25 protein-coding genes and 1 pseudogene are annotated in these 18,739 nt (G+C 63.1%); 10 read left to right on the forward strand and 16 right to left on the reverse strand.

What is annotated here, in order from left to right:
- Positions 1 to 44 precede the first annotated feature (44 nt).
- From EN824_RS19965 to EN824_RS19980, 4 genes and pseudogenes are all read left to right on the forward strand, one after another.
- Complete coding sequence (locus tag EN824_RS19965; protein WP_127278128.1) at positions 45 to 869, forward strand: YmdB family metallophosphoesterase; 825 nt, start codon at positions 45 to 47, stop codon at positions 867 to 869.
- Positions 870 to 947: 78 nt separating this feature from the next.
- A complete protein-coding gene (locus EN824_RS19970) occupies positions 948 to 1,715 on the forward strand; it encodes a TerC family protein (RefSeq protein ID WP_127278127.1) in 768 nt (255 codons plus the stop codon).
- Between the two features lie 33 nt (positions 1,716 to 1,748).
- Positions 1,749 to 1,991: pseudogene (locus EN824_RS19975) on the forward strand (BrnT family toxin); the annotation flags it as partial.
- Positions 1,972 to 2,259, forward strand: a complete 288-nt coding sequence (locus tag EN824_RS19980) for a BrnA antitoxin family protein (protein ID WP_127278125.1) — start codon at positions 1,972 to 1,974, stop codon at positions 2,257 to 2,259. The pseudogene EN824_RS19975 and the gene EN824_RS19980, both read left to right, overlap by 20 nt.
- A 5-nt stretch (positions 2,260 to 2,264) precedes the next feature.
- Here the strand turns inward: EN824_RS19980 and EN824_RS19985 are convergent, their stop codons facing one another.
- Genes EN824_RS19985 through EN824_RS20000 form a run of 4 tightly spaced genes read right to left on the reverse strand, consistent with a single transcriptional unit; the run spans position 2,265 to position 4,072 of the window.
- A complete protein-coding gene (locus EN824_RS19985; protein WP_127278124.1) occupies positions 2,265 to 2,732 on the reverse strand; it encodes an SRPBCC family protein in 468 nt (155 codons plus the stop codon).
- A 22-nt stretch (positions 2,733 to 2,754) separates the two neighbouring features.
- Entirely contained in the window at positions 2,755 to 3,117 is a 363-nt protein-coding gene (locus EN824_RS19990) for a hypothetical protein (protein WP_127278123.1), read from the reverse strand.
- A 50-nt stretch (positions 3,118 to 3,167) separates the two neighbouring features.
- The gene (locus tag EN824_RS19995) at positions 3,168 to 3,560 is read right to left on the reverse strand and encodes a VOC family protein (RefSeq protein WP_127278122.1); all 393 of its coding nucleotides are present in this window, start codon (positions 3,558 to 3,560) and stop codon (positions 3,168 to 3,170) included.
- 29 nt (positions 3,561 to 3,589) lie between these two features.
- Entirely contained in the window at positions 3,590 to 4,072 is a 483-nt protein-coding gene (locus EN824_RS20000) for an SRPBCC domain-containing protein (protein WP_127278121.1), read from the reverse strand.
- A gap of 51 nt (positions 4,073 to 4,123) precedes the next feature.
- On the opposite strand from EN824_RS20000, the gene EN824_RS20005 reads away from it, so the two are divergent.
- The 3 genes from EN824_RS20005 to EN824_RS20015 all read left to right on the forward strand — a co-directional run bounded on the left by EN824_RS20005 (position 4,124) and on the right by EN824_RS20015 (position 5,711).
- Positions 4,124 to 4,447: a helix-turn-helix domain-containing protein gene (locus EN824_RS20005; protein WP_127278120.1), complete on the forward strand. Its 324-nt coding sequence runs from the start codon at positions 4,124 to 4,126 to the stop codon at positions 4,445 to 4,447.
- Between the two features lie 200 nt (positions 4,448 to 4,647).
- Complete coding sequence (locus EN824_RS20010) at positions 4,648 to 5,397, forward strand: YebC/PmpR family DNA-binding transcriptional regulator (protein ID WP_127278119.1); 750 nt, start codon at positions 4,648 to 4,650, stop codon at positions 5,395 to 5,397.
- 17 nt (positions 5,398 to 5,414) lie between these two features.
- Positions 5,415 to 5,711 carry a SelT/SelW/SelH family protein gene (locus EN824_RS20015; RefSeq protein ID WP_032934919.1) on the forward strand — a complete coding sequence of 99 codons (297 nt, stop codon included), beginning with the start codon at positions 5,415 to 5,417 and terminating at the stop codon, positions 5,709 to 5,711.
- A 24-nt stretch (positions 5,712 to 5,735) separates the two neighbouring features.
- Here EN824_RS20015 and EN824_RS35305 read toward each other — a convergent pair whose 3' ends face one another.
- From EN824_RS35305 to EN824_RS20025, 3 genes are all read right to left on the reverse strand, one after another.
- Positions 5,736 to 5,897, reverse strand: coding sequence for a hypothetical protein (locus EN824_RS35305; protein ID WP_167531406.1), 162 nt, complete (start codon positions 5,895 to 5,897; stop codon positions 5,736 to 5,738).
- 62 nt (positions 5,898 to 5,959) lie between these two features.
- Complete coding sequence (locus EN824_RS20020; RefSeq protein WP_189343584.1) at positions 5,960 to 6,439, reverse strand: DUF1772 domain-containing protein; 480 nt, start codon at positions 6,437 to 6,439, stop codon at positions 5,960 to 5,962.
- A 1-nt stretch (position 6,440) separates the two neighbouring features.
- Positions 6,441 to 7,268 (reverse strand): NAD(P)H-binding protein, encoded by an 828-nt coding sequence (locus tag EN824_RS20025; protein WP_127278118.1) that lies wholly within the window; start codon positions 7,266 to 7,268, stop codon positions 6,441 to 6,443.
- Between the two features lie 118 nt (positions 7,269 to 7,386).
- Between EN824_RS20025 and EN824_RS20030 the strand changes: the two genes are divergently transcribed.
- Positions 7,387 to 8,016 carry a TetR/AcrR family transcriptional regulator gene (locus EN824_RS20030; RefSeq protein ID WP_127278117.1) on the forward strand — a complete coding sequence of 210 codons (630 nt, stop codon included), beginning with the start codon at positions 7,387 to 7,389 and terminating at the stop codon, positions 8,014 to 8,016.
- 225 nt (positions 8,017 to 8,241) lie between these two features.
- On the opposite strand, the gene rpmE is transcribed toward EN824_RS20030, so the two are convergent.
- Entirely contained in the window at positions 8,242 to 8,463 is a 222-nt protein-coding gene (rpmE, locus tag EN824_RS20035; RefSeq protein ID WP_096451251.1) for a 50S ribosomal protein L31, read from the reverse strand.
- Between the two features lie 207 nt (positions 8,464 to 8,670).
- Here rpmE and EN824_RS20040 point away from each other — a divergent pair, with 207 nt between their 5' ends.
- Positions 8,671 to 10,470, forward strand: a complete 1,800-nt coding sequence (locus EN824_RS20040) for an ABC transporter transmembrane domain-containing protein (RefSeq protein ID WP_127872146.1) — start codon at positions 8,671 to 8,673, stop codon at positions 10,468 to 10,470.
- Between the two features lie 34 nt (positions 10,471 to 10,504).
- On the opposite strand, the gene EN824_RS20045 is transcribed toward EN824_RS20040, so the two are convergent.
- Positions 10,505 to 11,992 (reverse strand): carboxypeptidase M32, encoded by a 1,488-nt coding sequence (locus EN824_RS20045; protein ID WP_127277956.1) that lies wholly within the window; start codon positions 11,990 to 11,992, stop codon positions 10,505 to 10,507.
- A 141-nt stretch (positions 11,993 to 12,133) separates the two neighbouring features.
- On the opposite strand from EN824_RS20045, the gene EN824_RS20050 reads away from it, so the two are divergent.
- On the forward strand, positions 12,134 to 12,487 hold the full coding sequence (locus EN824_RS20050; RefSeq protein WP_127277955.1) for a DUF1304 domain-containing protein: 354 nt from the start codon (positions 12,134 to 12,136) through the stop codon (positions 12,485 to 12,487).
- A 92-nt stretch (positions 12,488 to 12,579) separates the two neighbouring features.
- On the opposite strand, the gene EN824_RS20055 is transcribed toward EN824_RS20050, so the two are convergent.
- The 7 genes from EN824_RS20055 to EN824_RS20085 all read right to left on the reverse strand — a co-directional run bounded on the left by EN824_RS20055 (position 12,580) and on the right by EN824_RS20085 (position 18,667).
- Positions 12,580 to 13,005: a hypothetical protein gene (locus EN824_RS20055; RefSeq protein ID WP_127277954.1), complete on the reverse strand. Its 426-nt coding sequence runs from the start codon at positions 13,003 to 13,005 to the stop codon at positions 12,580 to 12,582.
- A gap of 249 nt (positions 13,006 to 13,254) precedes the next feature.
- Positions 13,255 to 14,286, reverse strand: a complete 1,032-nt coding sequence (locus tag EN824_RS20060) for a peptidoglycan -binding protein (protein WP_127277953.1) — start codon at positions 14,284 to 14,286, stop codon at positions 13,255 to 13,257.
- 1 nt (position 14,287) lies between these two features.
- Positions 14,288 to 15,313, reverse strand: coding sequence for a MotA/TolQ/ExbB proton channel family protein (locus tag EN824_RS20065; RefSeq protein WP_127277952.1), 1,026 nt, complete (start codon positions 15,311 to 15,313; stop codon positions 14,288 to 14,290).
- A gap of 120 nt (positions 15,314 to 15,433) precedes the next feature.
- Positions 15,434 to 16,120, reverse strand: a complete 687-nt coding sequence (locus tag EN824_RS20070) for a hemolysin III family protein (RefSeq protein WP_127277951.1) — start codon at positions 16,118 to 16,120, stop codon at positions 15,434 to 15,436.
- 83 nt (positions 16,121 to 16,203) lie between these two features.
- Positions 16,204 to 17,004, reverse strand: coding sequence for an inositol monophosphatase family protein (locus EN824_RS20075; RefSeq protein WP_127277950.1), 801 nt, complete (start codon positions 17,002 to 17,004; stop codon positions 16,204 to 16,206).
- Between the two features lie 86 nt (positions 17,005 to 17,090).
- Positions 17,091 to 17,657 carry an elongation factor P gene (gene efp, locus EN824_RS20080; RefSeq protein WP_027141779.1) on the reverse strand — a complete coding sequence of 189 codons (567 nt, stop codon included), beginning with the start codon at positions 17,655 to 17,657 and terminating at the stop codon, positions 17,091 to 17,093.
- A 140-nt stretch (positions 17,658 to 17,797) separates the two neighbouring features.
- A complete protein-coding gene (locus EN824_RS20085; RefSeq protein ID WP_135932623.1) occupies positions 17,798 to 18,667 on the reverse strand; it encodes a LysR family transcriptional regulator in 870 nt (289 codons plus the stop codon).
- Between the last annotated feature and the right edge of the window lie 72 nt (positions 18,668 to 18,739).

Raw genomic sequence — 18,739 nt, forward strand, 5'->3', positions numbered from 1 at the left:
ATGTCATGCGGCATTTGCTTCGCTGACTTTCGGTGCAGGATCATATGAGACTTCTCTTCCTCGGTGACATGGTTGGAAAAACGGGACGCACGGCGGTGTGGGAACAGCTGCCTGGCCTGATCTCGGACTTCAAACTCGACTTCGTCATCGTCAATGGCGAGAATGCCGCCGGCGGCTTCGGCATCACCGAAGAGATCTTTCGGGAGACCATCGCTGCAGGCGCCGATGTCGTCACCACCGGCAACCATGTCTGGGATCAGCGCGATGCGCTGGCCTTCGCGCCGCGCGAGCAGCGGTTCCTGCGGCCCTCCAATTTTCCCAAGGGTACGCCCGGGCGCGGCTCCGGCGTCTACATCGCCAAAAACGGCGCGCGCGTGCTGGTCGCCAACATCATGGGCCGAGTATTCATGCATCCCGAGCTCGACGATCCGTTCCAGGCCGGCGAGCGTGAGCTTGCAGCCTGTCCGCTCGGCGAGCAGGCCGATGCGGTGATCATCGACTTTCATGCGGAAGCGACCTCGGAAAAGATGTGCTTCGCGCATTTCGTCGACGGCCGCGCCAGCCTGGTCGTCGGCACCCATACGCACCAGCCCACCGCCGATCACCAGATCCTCAATGGCGGCACCGGCTATCTGTCGGATGCCGGCATGTGCGGCGATTATGATTCCTCGCTCGGCATGGACAAGGAGGAACCACTCAACCGGTTCCTGTCGAAAGTACCGAAAGGGCGTTTCGAGGCAGCGACCGGCCCGGCGACCTTGTGTGGGGTCGGTGTCAATATTTCCGATCGTACCGGACTGACCGAGAAGATCGCGCCGTTTCGTCGCGGGCCGAGACTGGAAGAAACGGCTCCGTCGTTCTGGTCGTGACATTGATATAGGCGCGCGCAGTACCTAACTGCCGACGACATCTGCTTCAGATCGTTAAAAGAGGGGACAACGACCTCCATGCAGCTTATCGAATTTCTTGCGCCGCATTTTCAATTCGTTTCCGATCCAACCGCATGGGTCGCCTTGCTGACGCTGGTGGTGCTCGAGATCGTGCTCGGCATCGACAATCTGATCTTCATCTCCATCCTGACCAACAAGCTGCCCGTGGACCAGAGGGCTCGTGCGCGCCGGCTCGGCATCTCGGCGGCACTGATCATGCGCCTGCTGCTGCTCGCCACCATTTCGGTCATCGTCCAACTGACGACGCCGGTCTTCACCGCGTTCGGCCACGGTTTCTCCTGGCGCGACCTGATCCTGATCGCCGGCGGCCTGTTCCTGGTGTGGAAGGCGACCAAGGAGATCCACCACACGGTCGATCCCGACGACCACAAGGACACGATGATGGGAGAGACGCTCAAGATCTCGCTTGCCGGCGCGATCTTCCAGATTCTGCTGCTCGACCTCGTCTTTTCGATCGATTCCATCATCACCGCCGTCGGCATGACCGACGAGATCGCCATCATGTACATCGCGGTGATCGTGGCCGTCAGCGTGATGATGCTGGCGGCGGGTCCGCTGGCCAACTTCATCGCCAAGAACCCCAGCATCGTCATGCTGGCCCTGGGCTTCCTGTTGATGATCGGCATGACGCTGATCGCGGACGGCATGGGCTATCATGTTCCCAAGGGCTACATCTACGCGGCGATGGGTTTTTCGGCGCTGGTCGAGGGGCTCAACATGCTGGCGCGGCGGCGCAAGAAAGCGAAATCCGGCGACGGGCATTAGAGCGCGGACGCCACAGTCTGACGCAACCTTGCCAAACATGGGGTTGCATTCGATCTCGCCCAGAAGGTGTTCGATGACCCGCTTCATCTTATCGTGCCTGACCGCTTCGAAGACGGTGAGCAACGATGGCATGCGATCGGGATGGTCAAAACCGTAGTGGTTCTGCTGGTTGTCCATACCTACCCGGATCGCGAAGCTGAAGAGCGGGTTCGGATTGTCAGGGCTCGGAAAGCGACGCCGCATGAAAGGAGGCGCTATGAGCAGGAAGGACCTTAGCCACGACCAGCGAGACCAGCTTGCAAAGCTGGCCGATTTGCCTGACAGCGAGATTGATACTTCCGATATTCCAGAGGCTCCGGCCGAGAACTGGATACATGCCCGTCGTGGGCATCTTTACCGCCCAATTAAGCAGCCGGTGACCATTCGGCTCGATGCCGACGTGCTCTCCTGGTTCAAGGAACATGTCGGAGGTGGGGGCTATCAAACCGAGATCAATCGCGTGCTCCGCCACCATGTGATCGAACAGGAAAAACGGCGATCCTGAGTCGTTTAACCTGCCGGTACCCCCCTCGGGTGACGATCACCGATGAGGCTCAGGGTCAGGCCCTGCTCCAGCCAGGCCTTGGCGCCGGCGAGCACCAGCGTGAAGCCGCCGGTTGAGCCGACCGCTTCTTTCACCTGCTCGTCGCCATTGCCGGTAAAGCCAAAATTCCCGACTTCGAGGAATGTCGCCTCGCCAGGCATTTCAGTGAAGGTCCAGACCACAGTGGTCGGCGGGTCGCTCCACGTCATGACGATCTTCTTGTCCCGGACGATCTCGCTGACGTCGACGGTCGTCGAGACGCCATACATGCGCCACTCCCACTGAACAGGCTTGCCACCGTCAAGCCGGCCGCTGCCATGGGTGAACCAGAAGCGGGTCGTGATCGCCGGATCGACGATGGCCTCGAAAACATCAGCGACCGGCCGCCGGATCAGCATGGCGGCTTCGGCTGTCGGTGTTTCACGGATTTCCATGGCGATCTCCTTTCGAATACGCTCACCAGGCGTCGGGTTCGCGCACCATATGAATGATGTTGGCCGGATTGGTGATCCAGCCACCACGGAAACCCTCGCCCAATGGCTCGATGGCATCGCAACGCACAACGCCTGCCTTGGCCAGATGATCCGCGGCGCCCGGAAAATCCTGCGTGAAAAGCTCCAGCCAAATCTCGGCCTGGCTCATCATCGGCACTTCGTCGATCCACAGCCGGTTAGGCCCAAGTTCGAAGCCGATCGCCGGCGGCTTGGCGGTGAACGGCTTGAGGCCAACGACGTCGCGGTAGAAGGCGATCGTCGCTTCGTACTGGTGCGACGGCACCTTCATGGCGATGTTGATGCCGCCGGTGATCTTCGCGGTCATGGTTCCCGTCCTTGTTGGGGTGCTGGTTGGCTGGTTCAACTGGCGTTCCGTCATGGCAGGTTGATCTGCCAGGAGACGCCGAACCTGTCGTTCAGCCATGCGAAGCGGCGGCTAAAGCCATAGTTGTCCGGCGGCATCAGGAAGCCGCCTCCCTTCGCCAAGGTTTCGACGATGCGCTCCAGCTCCTGTTCGGAGGAACAGTCGACATAGAGCGAGAACGACGGCGTGAAGGTGAAAGCGTGGTGAACAGGGCTGTTATAGACCGTCACCTCCAGGCCGCAGATGGAAACGCGCGCGAGTTTGAGCATACCTTCCGCGCCGTCTTCACCGGAACCGTAACGTGTGACGTCGAGGATGCTACTGTCGGGAATGGCCTCGCAATAAAGGGTCATTGCCTCTTCGGCCTTGCCCTCGAACATCAGGAATGGCCTTACTTTCGTCATTGCGGGTTCTCCCCTTTTCCTATCGTCGTTCAAACATTGGCCTCGCTGGCGGGTTCGCCCCTCATCTCGCTGCGGTAATAACCGTCGCGCAGATTGATGCCGTATTCGACATAGGCCTTCATGCAGGCCAGCATCTGCGACCAGCCCTCGCAATTCAGGTAGGACTTCTTCAGGCCGACCGCGCCTTCCTGCCAGCCGCTCTCGGCGATGGTGACGAAGGTGCCGCCATCGTCGAGCGGCTCGAAATTCATCTCGATGCGGGTCTTGTAGGCGGGCTTGCCGTCGGTGTCGGTGGCATCCCAGCGCAGCACGATGCGGCTGTCCTTGACCACTTCGTCGACCTCGACCGGCACCTTGCCCCACCAGACGACACCCGAACCGGCAACCAATGGCGCGCTGGCGCCGCCGATGGTGGTGAAATAGCCGCTGAGCTTCTTCGGATTGACGACCGCGTCAAAGACTTCGGCGACCGGTTTGCCGATGCGCCCTGAAACACTGAATCCAAGAGACATATCCACAGCTCCTTGCTTGATCGCGACAACGATATGTTATAGAAACATAACATGTCAAGCCGATCGCAAGACGACAATGTTTTCAAGGCGCTGGCGCATCCGCGCCGGCGCGAAATACTGGATCAGTTGAAAGACGAGCCAAAGACCACCGGCATGCTGTGCGATGCCTTTCCCGCCATCGACCGCTGCACCGTCATGCTGCATCTCAAGGTGCTGGAGGAGGCGGATCTGATCGTTGCGCGTCGTGACGGACGCGAGCGCTGGAACCATCTGAATTCCCTGCCGATCAAGCAGATCCACGACCGCTGGATCAGCCAGTATGCCGGCCACGCGCTCAGCATCATCGACCGGCTGAGGTCCGATCTGGAAGCATAGACAAGGCCGGGATCGCCGTGGCGCGGCGCGGCTGGACGAATTGAGCCGATTTATCTATAAGCCGGCCATTCCGACAAGGAGCGCCGCGCGTCCACCCGGACGCATCAGGGTCGTTCTGAAATTTTGAATTCGAGCCTTTTGCAAAGGCGAGGTGACGCATCTCGCGGCAAGGGGCTCTAGCCGAACACGACAGGGGTGCCATGGCTGGCCATTCACAGTTCAAGAACATCATGCACCGCAAGGGCCGTCAGGACGCGGTGCGGTCGAAAATGTTTTCCAAGCTGGCGCGCGAAATCACCGTTGCCGCCAAGAGCGGGACGCCCGATCCATCGATGAACCCGCGCCTGCGCCTGGCGATCCAGAACGCCAAGGCCGTGTCGATGCCGAAGGACAACATCCAGCGCGCCATCAACAAGGCCTCGATGGGTGATGCAGAGAATTACGAAGCCGTGCGCTACGAAGGGTATGGTCCAGGTGGCGTCGCCGTGATCGTCGAGGCACTGACCGACAACCGCAACCGGTCGGCGTCCAACGTCCGCGCCGCCTTCACCAAGGCCGGCGGCGCGCTCGGCGAAACCGGATCGGTGTCGTTCATGTGGGACCGCGCCGGCGAAATCTACTATCCGGCCTCGGCCGGCAGTGCCGACAAGATCATGGACGCGGCCATCGAAGCCGGCGCCGACGATGTCGAGTCGGACGAGGAAGGCCACACGATCTATTGCGCCTTCGAGACTCTCGGCGAGGTGTCCAAGGCACTTGAAGCCTCGCTCGGCGAGGCCGAATCGGTCAAGGCGATCTGGAGGCCGCAGAACAATGTCCCCGTCGACGAAGAGCGGGCGCAGTCGCTGATGAAACTGGTTGCGACGCTCGAGGACGATGACGACGTGCAAAGCGTGTACGCCAACTTCGAAGTCGATGACGAGACCTTGGCCAAGCTCAGCGCGGCGTGAGTGAAGCCCGATCCGACATGAGCAAAGCTCGGTTGCCCGCCATCCGCATCACCTACTGCACGCAATGCCAATGGCTGTTGCGTGCCGGCTGGATGGCGCAGGAGCTGCTCTCCACCTTCGGCACCGATCTCGGCGAGGTGACGCTGGTGCCGGGCACAGGCGGCATCTTCACCATCTCCTGCAACGATGTGCTGGTCTGGGACCGCAAGCGCGACGGCGGTTTTCCGGACGCGGCTAAACTCAAGCAGTTGGTCCGCGATGTGATCGATCCGGATCGTGATCTCGGCCACGCCGACCGTAAGGCGAAGAGCTGAGATTTTGCTGCGAAAGCAGGACCATCATTTTCCGGGCCGGCGTCCGAAAACAGCACCGATGCCGGCACCGATCGCGATGCCCACGCCGACGCCGAGGGCCGAATCATCCATCGCCGCGCCAAGGGCAGCACCGAGGCCAACGCCGATCGCGATGCCGATGGCCATGGTCGAATAGGGGTCGTTCACGGCTCTTCTCCCGATAATGCTTGCGGCCGCCGCAACGCCCGATGCGGCGGCCCGCAAACATGTCAACGCGAGGCGAACCAGAAGGATGCCATCGCCACGATGGCGGTGACGGTGCGGACGTGGTTCCACATCACCCAGTCCCTGAGAAAGTCGGACCAGACCGCGGCACCATTGCTGCTGGCTGGATCGACTGCGGCCAGTGCATCGTTGAGCGGCACGTTGAAGACCATGGTCACGATCGGGTTGCCGACAAGATAGATAAGCGCGCCGGCGAGTAGCCAGAACGAACCCGGCTGGCTCCAGCCGATGATCGCGCCGGCGACGAGCACCAGGCAGATCAGCCCTGTGCCGAAAAGGGCGGTCATGAACATCGGCGTGATGACGGTGACGTTGATCGAATTCATGGCGGCGATGCCGCCCGCCGCCGGCAGACGGGCAAATGCCGGCATGACGAAATTGGAGAAGGCGAAGAACACGCCGCCGACGACGCCTGCGCCCAGGGCCGCGATGAAGGTGAGGCTGGGGAGAAGTTTGGCGATCATGTCAGTTGCTCCAGATGCCGGTTGCGGCGGTTTCGGTTGCGTAGGCGGAAAAGTCCCTGGGCTGGCGGCCGAGCACGCGCTGGACGCCGTCGGCGAGGGCCTCGTTGCGGCCGTCGAGAACTTGCGTGAACAGCTCGTTGAGCAGCCAGGCGAACTCAGGCGGCAGGTCATGCGCGGCGACCGCCGTGGTGAATTCGTCATGCGAGATACTGACAAAGCGGATATCGCGCCCGGCGGCCCTTGCGATCTCTGCGACCGCGTCGGCGAAACTCAGCAGCCGCGGTCCGGTTAGTTCATAGAGCAGGCCGACATGGTCGGGCTCGGTCAGCGTGACGAAGGCCACTTCGGCGATGTCGTCGGCATCGACAAAAGGTTCGCCGACAGGCCCGACCGGCAGCGCCACCTCGCCCGCCAGCAGCGGCTCGATGAGAAAACCTTCGGAGAAGTTCTGCGAGAACCAGGCGCAGCGCAGGATCGTCCACTCCGCGCCCGAGGCCTTCAGCATCTCCTCGGCGCGCTGGGCCTCGTGCTCGCCGCGCCCCGAGAGCAGCACCAGCCGGGTGACGCCACTGGCCACCGCAAGCCGGGAGAAGACGCCAACGGTTTCGGCGGCACCCGGCACGGCGAGGTCTGGATAGTAGCTGATGTAGACGGCGTCGACGCCATCGAGTGCGGGTCCCCAGGTGGCGGGAACTTCCCAGTCGAAGCGCGGCGCGCCGGAGCGCGAGCCGATGCGTACCGGCACGCCATGCGCGGTCAGCCGCGCCGCGAGACGGCTGCCGGTCTTGCCGGTGCCGCCGAGGATCAGGATTGGTTTGGTATCAGTCATGTCATTTTCTCCGCGTCAAAACATGAGTAATCCTCACATTTGCAAAACGTGATAAACCCTCGTATTTTGTAAGTCAAGTCATTCCCCGATTTGCCGAGCGGGTTTGTTGGAGACAGTCATGGACGGCACAGCGGCCAACGATCAGATTGCCTCGCCACGCCGGGCGCCGAGCCAGCAGCGCAGCCGCGAGCGGGTCGAGCGCATGCTGGCCGCCGCCTCGGCGCTGATCGCGGAGCAAGGCAGCGATGCCATGCGCATGGGCGAGGTGGCGGAACGGGCAGAGGTGTCGATCGGGTCGCTCTACCAATTCTTTCCGGACAAGCGGGCGATCGTCTGGGCGCTGGCCGAACGCTACACCGTGGAAAGCCAGGCCTGCATTTCGGCGGCGTTGAAAGACGTCAACGACGCCGAAGGGCTTGGCCGGGCGTTCTCGGAGCTGGTCGACATTTATTACGGGTTGTTCCTGGCCGAGCCGGTGATGCGCGACATCTGGTCGGGCACGCAAGCAGACAAGGCGCTGCGCCAGCTCGAGCTCGCCGACAGTCGGGCCAATGCCGAATTCCTGGTCGCGGTGCTGAAGCGGCTACGCCCCGGCGCCGACCCCGTCTCCCTGGAGACCACGGCGTTTCTCGTCTGGCAGATGGGCGAGGCGGTCATGCGCTTGGCGATCTCGGTCGAGCGGCAAGAAGGCGACAGGCTGGTCGCCGCCTACAAGCGCATGGCGCTGCGGGAGCTGCTGGCCGAGTAGAGAAGCCTTGAACTTCCCATAGTTTCAACATCTGGTGAAGCCGCCAAGGACGGAGCCCCTCTCCCCCGTCACTATACGGGGAGAGGATGCCGGCAGGCAGGTGAGGGCAGCGCGGGCCTGTGATATTTAAGAACAGCTTTATGACGGGGGGAGGGGAAGATGGTTCTGGTCAACAAAAAACCCGCCTCGAAGGCGGGTTCTTGATCTGCGAAAGCCCGATGCGGCTTAGAGGCCGAAACCCTCAAAACGCTTCTTGAACTTCGACAGGCGGCCGCCGCGGTCGAGCAGGGTCTGCTGGCCGCCGGTCCAGGCCGGGTGGGTGGTCGGGTCGATATCGAGGTTCATCGTATCGCCTTCCTTGCCCCAGGTCGAACGGGTCATGTATTCGGTGCCGTCGGTCATGACGACCTTGATGGTGTGGTAGTCGGGATGGATTGCGCTCTTCATGGCTCGGTTCCTGGCTTGCCGGCGCGGCTGACGGGCATAAGCCTGCGTCGATGCGCCTCTTTTTAAAACTCGAAGCCGCAGCTATTGAGGAGCCACGGCTTCTAAAACGATCGGCGTGCCTATACATCAGCCGGAATTGAATCACAAGGCCGCGGCAAGCGCATATTCAAGGCGCATGAAGCTGAGGCGGCTAGAGGAAACAGCGAGATGGCGCAATCAAGCAGCGCAGACGAGCGCCGACGCTCGCTCAAGCCGCTCAGGCGCCTGTTTCCCTACATCACTGGATATCGCACGCTGGTGGTCGGCGCCCTCATCTCGCTGGTCATCGCAGCGGCAACGACGCTGGCGCTGCCGCTGGCGGTGCGGCGCATGATCGACCATGGTTTCTCGTCGTCCAGCACCAGTTTCATCGCCGAATACTTCGCCGCCCTGGTGGCGATGGCCGCCGTGCTGGCGGCGGCATCGGCCGGCCGCTACTATTTCGTCATCACGCTCGGAGAGCGCGTCGTCGCCGACATCAGACGCGATGTCTTTGCCCATGTGACGACGCTGTCGCCTGCCTTCTTCGACACCGCCCAGTCCGGCGAGATCGTGTCGCGGCTTGCCGCCGATACCACACAAGTCAAATCGGCGGTCGGCGCCACGGCCTCGGTCGCGCTGCGCAACGTCATCCTTGGCCTCGGCGCATTGGCGATGATGGTTGTCACCAGCCCGAAACTGTCCGGCTTGGTCATTGCCGCGATACCGGTCATCGTGCTGCCGCTGGTCGCCTTTGGCCGCTCGGTGCGTCGCAAGTCGAGGCAGGCGCAGGACACGCTTGCCGACGCTACAGCCTATGCCAGCGAACAGATCGGCGCGGTGCGCACGCTGCAGGCGTTCACCAATGAGACACTGGTCACTGGACGGTTTTCGGGTGCGGTGGAAGCGGCCTTCGAGGCGGCGCGGGCCTCTATCTTCGCACGTTCCTTCCTCACCTTCTTCGCTATCTTTACCATTTTCTCCTCGGTCGTTGCGGTGCTGTGGTTCGGCTCGCGCGACGTGCTTGACGGCAATCTGTCGCCCGGCACACTCGGGCAGTTCCTGCTTTATTCGGTGTTCGCCGCCGGCGCGCTCGGCGCGCTGTCGGAAGTCTGGGGCGAACTCGCGCAAGCAGCCGGCGCCGCCGAACGGCTGACCGAGATATTGGCCGAGACACCGGCGATCCAGGCGCCTGCCGATCCGAAGCCGTTGCCTGCGGCCGCCAAAGGCGCGATCATCTTCGATGATGTCTCGTTCTCCTATCCGGCAAGACCCGACCGCGCCGCCGTCCATGGCTTGAGTTTTTCGGTCAAACCCGGCGAGACGGTGGCCATCGTCGGTCCTTCAGGGGCCGGCAAGAGCACCGTCTTTTCGCTGATCCTGCGCTTCTACGATCCCGAAACCGGCAAGATCCTGATCGACGGCGTCGACGTGCGCGAAGCTGATCCGGTTTCGGTGCGCGAGCGCATCGCCATCGTGCCGCAGGATGTCACCATTTTCGCGGCGAGCGCGCGCGACAATATCGGCTTTGGCCGTCCAGGTGCCAGCGAGGCCGAGATCGAGACCGCGGCTAAGGATGCGCTTGCCGACGAATTCATTCTCAAGCTCGAACATGGCTATGACAGCCCGGTCGGCGAACGTGGCGTGACGCTGTCGGGCGGCCAGCGCCAACGGGTCGCCATCGCCCGCGCCATCCTGCGCGATGCGCCGATCCTGCTGCTCGACGAGGCGACCTCCGCCCTCGACGCCGAAAGCGAGACGCTGGTGCAGACGGCGCTCGAGCGGCTGATGCAGGGGCGCACCACCATCGTCATCGCCCACCGGCTGGCGACGGTGCTGAAGGCCGACAGGATCCTGGTCATGGATGGCGGCCGCATCGTCGAGGAAGGCACGCATCAGAGCCTGGTCGCCAAGGGCGGCATCTATGCGCGGCTGGCCAAGCTGCAATTCGAGACCGGCGCCAGCGCCTTCAGGGGCGCGGCTGAATAGCGGGCGCGTTTCGGCCGGCGACTACAGCGTCGCCTCACGCAGTTCCGTATCGTTTGCGCAAATGCTCCGTGAAATACATGGCGTTGAGTTTTTCGCCGGTGGCGCGTTCGAGCAGGTCCGGCGTCGACCATCGCGACCCCTGCGACCAGATTTTCTCGCGACGCCAGCCGTTGATGGCCGCGAAATTCCCTTTCGCCAGGTCGTCGTCGGCTGAAGGATGTTCGCGCACCAGCGCGGCCCATTGCTGCGCCGCCATCATCGCGCCCAACGTGTAGGAGGGGAAATAGCCGAAGGCGGCACCCGGCCAGTGCACGTCCTGCATCGGCCCATCGGCCGGATTGTCGATGGTGGAGAGGCCGAGATAGTCGCGCATCTTGGCATCCCAGGCTTCGGGCAGATCAGCCACCTCCAGGCGGCCGGAGACAAGCTCCTGCTCCAGTTCGTAACGCAGGATGACATGCAGCGGATAGGTCACTTCGTCTGCGTCGACACGGATCAGGCCACGCTCGACACGATGCACATGTGGCAGGATATCGTCGAGCGACCAGGCTTCGCCGAGATGCTTTTCCACCACCGGCAGCGCCCAGCGCCAGAAGGCGGGATTGCGGCCGATCTGCTTTTCGACGAACAGGCTCTGGCTTTCATGCACGGCCATGCCGCGGGCCTTGCCGAGCGGCCAGTGCGACCATGCCTTGGGCAGGTTCTGTTCATAGAGCGCATGCCCGGTCTCGTGCAGCACGCCCATCAGCGCCGACAGGAAATCCGATGTCTTGTAGCGGGTGGTGATGCGCACGTCGCTGGGCACGCCGCCGCAGAACGGATGGTGCGACACCGACAGCGAGCCGTGGGTCAGGTCGAAGCCGACCGCGGCCATCATGGCAAGGCCGAGTTCGCGCTGCCGGTCGATCGCATAGGTGCCCGAAAGCGGCTTCAGCGGATGCTTGCGCAGCCGCGCTTCCTGGATCGCCAGCGCCTCAGGCACGAAGCCTTTGAGGAAGGCCTTCAGGTCGGCGAAGACAGGAGTGATGTCAGCCGTGCGGTTGCCAGGGTCGAATTGCTCCATCAGCGCGTCATAGGGGGCAAGGCCTAGCACGTCGGAGCGCAGGGCCGCCTCTTCGCGCACCAGCGCCACCACGCCCTCGAGCGCCGGCTGGAAGCCAGCCCAGTCGTTCTTGGCGCGTAGGTCGCGCCATAGCTGCTCGCAACGCATGCGCGCCGTCGTCTGGCGTTCGACGAACTCGACCGGCAGGCAGGTCAGGTTGGTGTACTGCCGCCGCAGCTCGGCGAGAGCCGCCCGCTGCTCATCGTCCAATGCCTCGCCTTCAGCGGCGGCGATCCAGTCCGATATTTCCGGTGCGGTCGCCCTGGTGTGATACATGCCGGCAAGGGCCGCCATCGCCTCGGCGCGCTTCTCGCCGCCACCGACGGCCATGTGGGTCGCTTCATCGGCGCCGAGGATGGCCAGCGCATGTTCAAGCGCTTCGAGCTTGTGGCCGAGGTCGTCGAGTTTGTGAAAGGACATGGCGGCTTCCGTGATTGAGGACGGCGCGAAAAGACACCAACGCAAAAGCATTGGCAACCCTCGGATACCATCCGGCGGATGCAGCTTGCGCAGGCGAGGTCGAGCATGAAATGCTGCCGGCGACGCATGAAGGGGAGCGGAATGATCGGCAACATCCTGGTCGGGCTGGTGGCATTGATCCATGCCTACATCGTCTATCTCGAGATGGTGCTTTGGGACACGCCGCGCGGGCACAAGACATTCCGCCTGACGCCGGAATTCGCCAGCGCCTCCAAAGTGCTCGCCGCCAATCAGGGCCTCTACAACGGCTTCCTCGCCGCCGGCCTGATCTGGGGGCTTTACCTCGGCTCCGCCGGTTTCCAGGTCAAGGTCTTCTTCCTGGCTTGCGTGGCCGTTGCCGGTCTCTATGGCGCGGCGACGGTCGGCCGCAAGATCCTGTTCATCCAGACCGTTCCGGCGGTGGTCGCCCTGATCGCGGTCTGGCTCGGTTGGTAGATGGGCTGGCGAGGAAAAAGGACGCCCGCGGGATTGGGGTCCCGAAGACGCCAGTTGGTCCCTTCCTCTGGGACGCTTCCAGGCAGATGGCCTCAGCCGTTCGGATAGTTTCCGCCGTCGGAGCCGTCGCCCATCAGGAAACCGGTGCCGGTATCGACCCTCAGTCGCTGGTCGACATTGTCGAGCCGGCGCAGCAGGTCATGGTATTGCGCGGCCGGTATCCTGCCGTGATCCGACGCGGCTATCTTCTCGGCGGCCTGACCGATGCGGGCCGTTCGCATTTCCAGGCGCTCCGCGACGGCCGGGGTGATGTTTTTGGCCTGCCTTGCGTCGGCGATGCCCTGGTGGACACCTTGAACCTGCTGAACGAGCGCCTCGACACGCGGGCCCGTCATGTCGGTCGGGTCGGTCGCGTCGAGAGCGCCCTTGTGATGGCCAGCGGCATAGGCGCCGGCAAGCGGGGCGGCGATCAGAATTGCGGCAAGGATTGCAGTCTTGAGAGATGCTGAAGAGCGCATGACGGCGCCTCCTTTTGCTGGGAAGGGAGCGGTCTTGCCGCTCCGCGTTCCGAACGTGGGCCGTCCGGTTCCGTCGCGTCGCGATGGGAGAGGCATCGCCGGCGGTTCCCGGCCCTGTGCGGCAAGCTAGGAGTGCTTTGGCGCGAAGTGTAATTAAAAAAAGATAATCTTTTCAGGCCTTGCCGGCCGATCACTGCGCCCTAGAGTTGAGCTGGCGAACAATTTCGCGTGAGTTCGCGTGATGATGGATCAACGTTCGGTGAGCTTCAGTTCAATGCGGCGGTTCTTGTTGCGCGCTTCGTCGGTGTCCGCGGGATCGAGCGGCTGGAACTCGCCGAAGCCGGCGGCGACCAGCCGGTTGGCTGGCACGCCGTTCTCGATCAGGAACTTGACCACCGAGGTCGAGCGTGCCGTCGACAGTTCCCAATTGTCGCGGTAACGGCCATTGCCGGACAGCGGCTTGTTGTCGGTGTGGCCGTCGACGCGCAGCACCCAGTTGATCTCCGGCGGGATCTCCTTCTGCAATTCGATGATGGCGTCGGCGAGTTTCTTCATCTCGACCTTGCCGGCATCGTTGATCACTTCGGAGCCGGTCGGGAACAGCACTTCCGACTGGAACACGAAGCGGTCGCCGACGATGCGGATGTTCTCGCGATCGGCGAGGATTTCGCGCAGGCGCCCGAAGAAATCGGAGCGGTAGCGGTTCAATTCCTGCACGCGCTGCGCCAGCGCCACGTTCAGGCGACGGCCGAGATCGGCGATCTTGGTGTTGGAATCGCGGTCGCGCGTTTCGGAGACGTTGAGGGCATCCTCGAGCGCGCCGATCTGCTTGCGCAAGGCCGCGATCTGCTGGTTGAGGATCTCGACCTGGCTCAGCGCCTGCTGGCTGATCTGGCGCTGGCTGTCCAGTTCGCCGCCCAGCTCGGCGGCACGCTGGTTGGCGGCGTCGCCGGCGCCGGCACCTTGTGCCAGCAACTGTTCGAGCCGGCTCTTTTCCGCCTGAGCCGCCGACAGCGACGCCTGCAGATTGGCGAGCGAATCCTCCTTGTCCTGCGCCGTCGAGCGCTCCAGCGCCAGAAGCTGGGTCAGTTCGTTGATCTGCGAATTGAGGCGCGACAGCGCCGTGTCCTTGCCGGAGATTTCGCGGCCGAGCAGGAACTGCGCCAGCACGAAGACGGTGAGCAGGAACATGATGGCGAGCAACAGGGTCGACAGCGCGTCGACGAAGCCAGGCCAATAATCGATGCGGCGATCGGTACGCCGGCCCCTGGCAAGCGCCATGCTAGTGCACCCCGGGCTTCTTCAGCGCGTCGGCGATCTTTTCCAGCGTGTTGCGCATCGCCTTCTGCTCGTCGGACTGGGCCTCGACCCAATCGCGCATGATCTGCTGCTCGGAACGCATGTTCTTGACCAGGCCGGAAATGCCGTCGGCGAGATTGGCCATGGCGGTGGCGACGCGCGGGTTGGAGCCGCCGCCATTCTCCTGCATGCTGCGCAGCCGCTCCGACAACAGGCGGATTTCGTCGGAGGGTTCGGTCCTGGCCGCGTCGGAGACGACGATGTCGGACGACAGGTCGGTGACCGAGGACAGCCAGTTTTCGAGTTCGGTGTAGAAGCGCGTCTGGGCGCGGCCGGCCTGCAGGTCGAGGAAGCCGAGCACGAGCGAGCCGGAGAGGCCGAACAGCGAGGACGAGAAGGCGGTGCCCATGCCGGCCAGCGGCGCCGACAGGCCCTGCTTCAGCGAATCGAGCACCGCCGCGGCATCGCCGGTGCCGGGATCGAGAGACTCGATGGTCTCGCGGATCGAGCCGATCGTATTCAACAGGCCCCAGAAAGTGCCGAGCAGGCCGAGAAACACCAGCAGGCCGACCAGGTAGCGCGAGGTGTCGCGGCTTTCGTCAAGGCGCGTGGCGATGGAATCCAGCATTGTGCGCATCGATGAGGTCGAAAAGGCCATCGACGACGAGCGGCCGATCATCGCCTTCATCGGCGCCAGCAGCACCGGTTCCGTCGTCTCCGAGCCGGCGCGGAAGGAGTTGACCCAGCGCACCTCGCGAAACAGCCGGCCGACCTGCGTGAAGGCCAGCAGGATACCGACGACGAGCACGCCGACGATGAGGCCATTGAGGCCGGGATTGGTGACGAAAGCGGTGGTGACCTGGCGGGTCAAGATGGCGGCGATGAAGGCGACGATGGCCAGGAAGATGACCATGGTGAGCAGGAAGACCTGCGGACTCGACAATTTGTGTGGATCGTAGACCAGTACGTCGGAGCGCCTGCCCATGCCGAAGGATCTGAGAAAAGCCATCCGTGCCCCGTTTCCGATGCCGCTGCCGCCGATCACGTAGGTGGCGACTCTAAACGGAATTGTGACCAAATTGAATGGTGCTTGGCAATATTGCCACAGGTAGCCTTAGGAGCCGGCGCCTCAAAGGCGGTTGATGACCAGGCAGTCGACCATGGCCGCCAGGTGCAGACCGGCGCCGGTGACGACGAAGCCGTGCCACAGGGCGTTGTGGAAGCGCAGCGCCTTCCAGGCGAAGAAAATCACGCCGCAGGAATAGACGACGCCGCCGGCGACGATGAGCATGATCGACGTGGTCGGCAGCGTCTCGACGAGCGGTTTGACAAGGATGACGCCGCTCCAGCCGATGGCAAGGTAGAAGACGATCGCCAGCCTGTCGAAGCGGCCGGGGAAAAACACCTTGATGGCAATGCCCGTTGCCGCCGCGGCCCAGACCAGAACGATCATCCAGCGCGCCAGCGGCGAGTTTCCCAACTGGGCGAGAAAGGGTGTGTAGGTGGCGGCGATCAACAGATAGATCGCGGCATGATCGAAACGCCGCAAGATCCACTTCGCGGGCGAGGTCACCGGCCACAGATTGTAGGTCAACGATACCGACAGAACAGTGAGCAGCGAGACGACATAGAAGACGGCGGCGATGTATTCGCCGGGCCCGACCCGGAAGGCGGCGAGCGCCAGCAGCGCCGAGCCGGCCGTGATCGCCAGCACGATGCCCACCGCATGGACGATCCCGTCGGCGATCATCTCGGCGCGCGAATAATGCCAGCGTCCGATGAACGGAATCTCGATCTGTGACGGCGTGTTGATCATCTATCGTCCTAGCGTCACCCTTTATCTGGGCAACCGCCGGACAGTATTTCAAGCTTTGTTTGCGGTTTTGCGACTGCGGCCGTTCAGCGCGGCGGGAGCGGCTTTTTCACCGTCTTCAGCAATGCGCGCTGGATGATCTCATTGCCGGCGACGACCGTGCCGGTGTCGAGCATATCCTGTCCGCCATCGATGTCGGAGGCGAAGCCGCCCGCTTCGCGGATCAAGAGCAGGCCGGCGGCGATGTCCCAGGCCGACAGGCCCACTTCCCAGAACCCGTCCATGCGCCCGGCGGCGACATAGGCCAGATCGAGCGAGGCGGAGCCCATGCGGCGGACGCCGGAGACCTCGGCCATGACGTTGCGCAGCTCGACCAGGAAATTGCCGTGGTGGCCGCGGCCGAGATGCGGCACGCCGCAGCCGATCACCGTGTCGACAAGCTTCGTGCGGCCGGCGACGCGCAGGCGGCGATCATTCATGAAGGCGCCGCCGCCGCGCTCGGTGGTGTAGAGCTCGTCCATGGCAGGATTGTAGATGACGCCGGCAACGATCTGGCCCTGGCGCTCGAGCGCGATGGAGACTGCGAAAAGCGGAATGCCGTGGAGGAAATTGGTGGTGCCGTCGAGCGGATCGACGATCCAGCGGTGCTGGCTGTCATCGCCGGCGACCGCGCCGCGTTCTTCCATCAGAAAGCCGTAGCCAGGGCGTGCCTTCGACAATTCGGCAAAGACGATGTCCTCGGCCTTGCGGTCGGCCTGGCTGACATAGTCGCCGGGCCCCTTCATCGAGACCTGCAGGTTCTGGACCTCGCCGAAGTCGCGCGACAGCGAGCGGCCGGCCTTCATTGCGGCCTGGACCATGACGTTGAGGAGGGCTGAGCGTGCCATAGTGCTTCTTCCTGGTGCGGCGCTTTAAACTCTGTCTCGATGCATGCCGGTGACCCAAATCCGGGGCCACTTCTGGGCGGCACGCATCAGTCGGCGCGGCGCACGTAAGTGATTTCGTTGGTGTCGACGATGATGCGTTCGCCGGCGCCGATGAAGGGCGGCACCAGCACGCGAATGCCGTTTTCCAGCACCGCCGGCTTGTAGGAGGACGCTGCGGTCTGGCCCTTCACCACGGGATCCGCCTCGGTGATGGTCAGCGTCACATAGTCGGGCAGCGAAATGCCGATCGGCCGTTCCTCGTAGAGCTGAACCGTCACCATCATGCCGTCCTGCAGGAACGCGGCGCGGTCGCCGACGAAATCCTTGTTCAGTTCGAGCTGCTCGTAGCTTTGGGTGTCCATGAACACCAGCGCGTCTTCCTGCTCGTAGAGAAAGGAAAAATCCTTCAGGTCGAGCCGGATCTGCTCGACCGTCTCGGCCGAACGGAAGCGCTCGTTGAGCTTGGTGCCGTTGATGAGGTTCTTCAGTTCGACCTGGTTGTATGCGCCGCCCTTGCCGGGCTTGACGGTGTTGGTCCTGACCGCCACCCAGAGGCCGCCATCGTGTTCGATGACATAGCCGGGACGGATTTCGTTGCCATTGATCTTGGCCATGATGATGGGATCCGGGATGCTGCCAACGGCCAGGCCGTTGGTATGGGATGTTCGCCGTGACAAGCGATTTAAGGCTCCAAGACCACAAATCGCCCGGAGAGGCAAGGGAGGGCGGATCGGCTCCGGCCGGCAAGCCGGCGTCAGGTCTCGACCTCCAGGACATCGCCGACGGTCTTTTCAATGGCCTGCGCGGCCTTTGCCAGGCGGTTGAGGTGCGGAGAGCGCAGGGCCACCACCTGCAATGAAAGATCGAGATCTCCGGTATCGACAAGCGCGAGGTCGTCGGGAAGTCCGCGCGCGGCAAGCCGCGACGGCATGAGGCCGAGGCCGTGTCCCCGACGTACCCATTCCATCTGCATCGCCGGGTCCTGAATTTCCGCCGCTATAACGAGCCGATGCCGTTCGCCGCCCAGAATGGCCAGGAGCCTCTGACGCGCGTCGCAAGGCTCGGGACTAAGCACCCAGGGCCTGGAAGCCCAGGCGGCGTCCGTGAGACGGGGTTTGGTGGTGCCAGCCGGCGCTATGATGGCGAGGCGTTCCGTGCCAAGCGCGTCCGGGCCTTCATGATCGGCGGATCGCAGAACGATCGCCATGTCGAGTTGGCCGCGTTCGAACTGCTCGATCAGCTCCGCGCTCCAGCCGGTCTTGAGCCGCAAGGATATTTTTGGAAACGCCCCAGCCGCGCTGGCTATAGCGCCCGCAACGCCCGCGTCGGACAGGCCATGTGCCAGGCCGACACGCAGCACGCCTTGCGGCTCGGTGTCGGCGGCGAAGGCTTTCAGAGCCTCGACCGAAGCCAGTATGTCTTTCGCGCGCTCCAAGACCTCCAGTCCCGCCGTGGTCAGGCGCGGCGGCTTCTGCCGGCGATCGAGAAGCGTCGTCCCGAGCATATCCTCCAGTCGCTGCATCTGACGCGTGACGGCAGGCTGCGTCAGAGGCAGGCGGCGGGCCACGCTCTGGATCGAGCCCTCCTCGGCGAACAGGACGAGCGTGCGTAATTCCTCCAGCATTTCCAACAGTGCTCCAAATGCATAATTATCCTGATTATTATGAATTTGAAATCATGACCAAGGCAAGCGATT

Origin of the sequence: Mesorhizobium sp. M8A.F.Ca.ET.181.01.1.1 (genome assembly GCF_004792025.1) — a bacterium.
Classification (GTDB): domain Bacteria; phylum Pseudomonadota; class Alphaproteobacteria; order Rhizobiales; family Rhizobiaceae; genus Mesorhizobium.

Bases quoted from the DNA above. Each gene is read 5' to 3' on its own strand.
- EN824_RS19965 (WP_127278128.1), top strand. From the start codon at position 45: ATGAGACTTCTCTTCCTCGGTGACATGGTTGGAAAAACGGGACGCACG.
- EN824_RS19970 (WP_127278127.1), top strand. From the start codon at position 948: ATGCAGCTTATCGAATTTCTTGCGCCGCATTTTCAATTCGTTTCCGAT.
- EN824_RS19980 (WP_127278125.1), top strand. From the start codon at position 1,972: ATGAGCAGGAAGGACCTTAGCCACGACCAGCGAGACCAGCTTGCAAAG.
- EN824_RS19985 (WP_127278124.1), bottom strand. From the start codon at position 2,732: ATGGAAATCCGTGAAACACCGACAGCCGAAGCCGCCATGCTGATCCGG.
- EN824_RS19990 (WP_127278123.1), bottom strand. From the start codon at position 3,117: ATGACCGCGAAGATCACCGGCGGCATCAACATCGCCATGAAGGTGCCG.
- EN824_RS19995 (WP_127278122.1), bottom strand. From the start codon at position 3,560: ATGACGAAAGTAAGGCCATTCCTGATGTTCGAGGGCAAGGCCGAAGAG.
- EN824_RS20000 (WP_127278121.1), bottom strand. From the start codon at position 4,072: ATGTCTCTTGGATTCAGTGTTTCAGGGCGCATCGGCAAACCGGTCGCC.
- EN824_RS20005 (WP_127278120.1), top strand. From the start codon at position 4,124: ATGTCAAGCCGATCGCAAGACGACAATGTTTTCAAGGCGCTGGCGCAT.
- EN824_RS20010 (WP_127278119.1), top strand. From the start codon at position 4,648: ATGGCTGGCCATTCACAGTTCAAGAACATCATGCACCGCAAGGGCCGT.
- EN824_RS20015 (WP_032934919.1), top strand. From the start codon at position 5,415: ATGAGCAAAGCTCGGTTGCCCGCCATCCGCATCACCTACTGCACGCAA.
- EN824_RS20020 (WP_189343584.1), bottom strand. From the start codon at position 6,439: ATGATCGCCAAACTTCTCCCCAGCCTCACCTTCATCGCGGCCCTGGGC.
- EN824_RS20025 (WP_127278118.1), bottom strand. From the start codon at position 7,268: ATGACTGATACCAAACCAATCCTGATCCTCGGCGGCACCGGCAAGACC.
- EN824_RS20030 (WP_127278117.1), top strand. From the start codon at position 7,387: ATGGACGGCACAGCGGCCAACGATCAGATTGCCTCGCCACGCCGGGCG.
- rpmE (WP_096451251.1), bottom strand. From the start codon at position 8,463: ATGAAGAGCGCAATCCATCCCGACTACCACACCATCAAGGTCGTCATG.
- EN824_RS20040 (WP_127872146.1), top strand. From the start codon at position 8,671: ATGGCGCAATCAAGCAGCGCAGACGAGCGCCGACGCTCGCTCAAGCCG.
- EN824_RS20045 (WP_127277956.1), bottom strand. From the start codon at position 11,992: ATGTCCTTTCACAAACTCGACGACCTCGGCCACAAGCTCGAAGCGCTT.
- EN824_RS20050 (WP_127277955.1), top strand. From the start codon at position 12,134: ATGATCGGCAACATCCTGGTCGGGCTGGTGGCATTGATCCATGCCTAC.
- EN824_RS20055 (WP_127277954.1), bottom strand. From the start codon at position 13,005: ATGCGCTCTTCAGCATCTCTCAAGACTGCAATCCTTGCCGCAATTCTG.
- EN824_RS20060 (WP_127277953.1), bottom strand. From the start codon at position 14,286: ATGGCGCTTGCCAGGGGCCGGCGTACCGATCGCCGCATCGATTATTGG.
- EN824_RS20065 (WP_127277952.1), bottom strand. From the start codon at position 15,313: ATGGCTTTTCTCAGATCCTTCGGCATGGGCAGGCGCTCCGACGTACTG.
- EN824_RS20070 (WP_127277951.1), bottom strand. From the start codon at position 16,120: ATGATCAACACGCCGTCACAGATCGAGATTCCGTTCATCGGACGCTGG.
- EN824_RS20075 (WP_127277950.1), bottom strand. From the start codon at position 17,004: ATGGCACGCTCAGCCCTCCTCAACGTCATGGTCCAGGCCGCAATGAAG.
- efp (WP_027141779.1), bottom strand. From the start codon at position 17,657: ATGGCCAAGATCAATGGCAACGAAATCCGTCCCGGCTATGTCATCGAA.
- EN824_RS20085 (WP_135932623.1), bottom strand. From the start codon at position 18,667: ATGCTGGAGGAATTACGCACGCTCGTCCTGTTCGCCGAGGAGGGCTCG.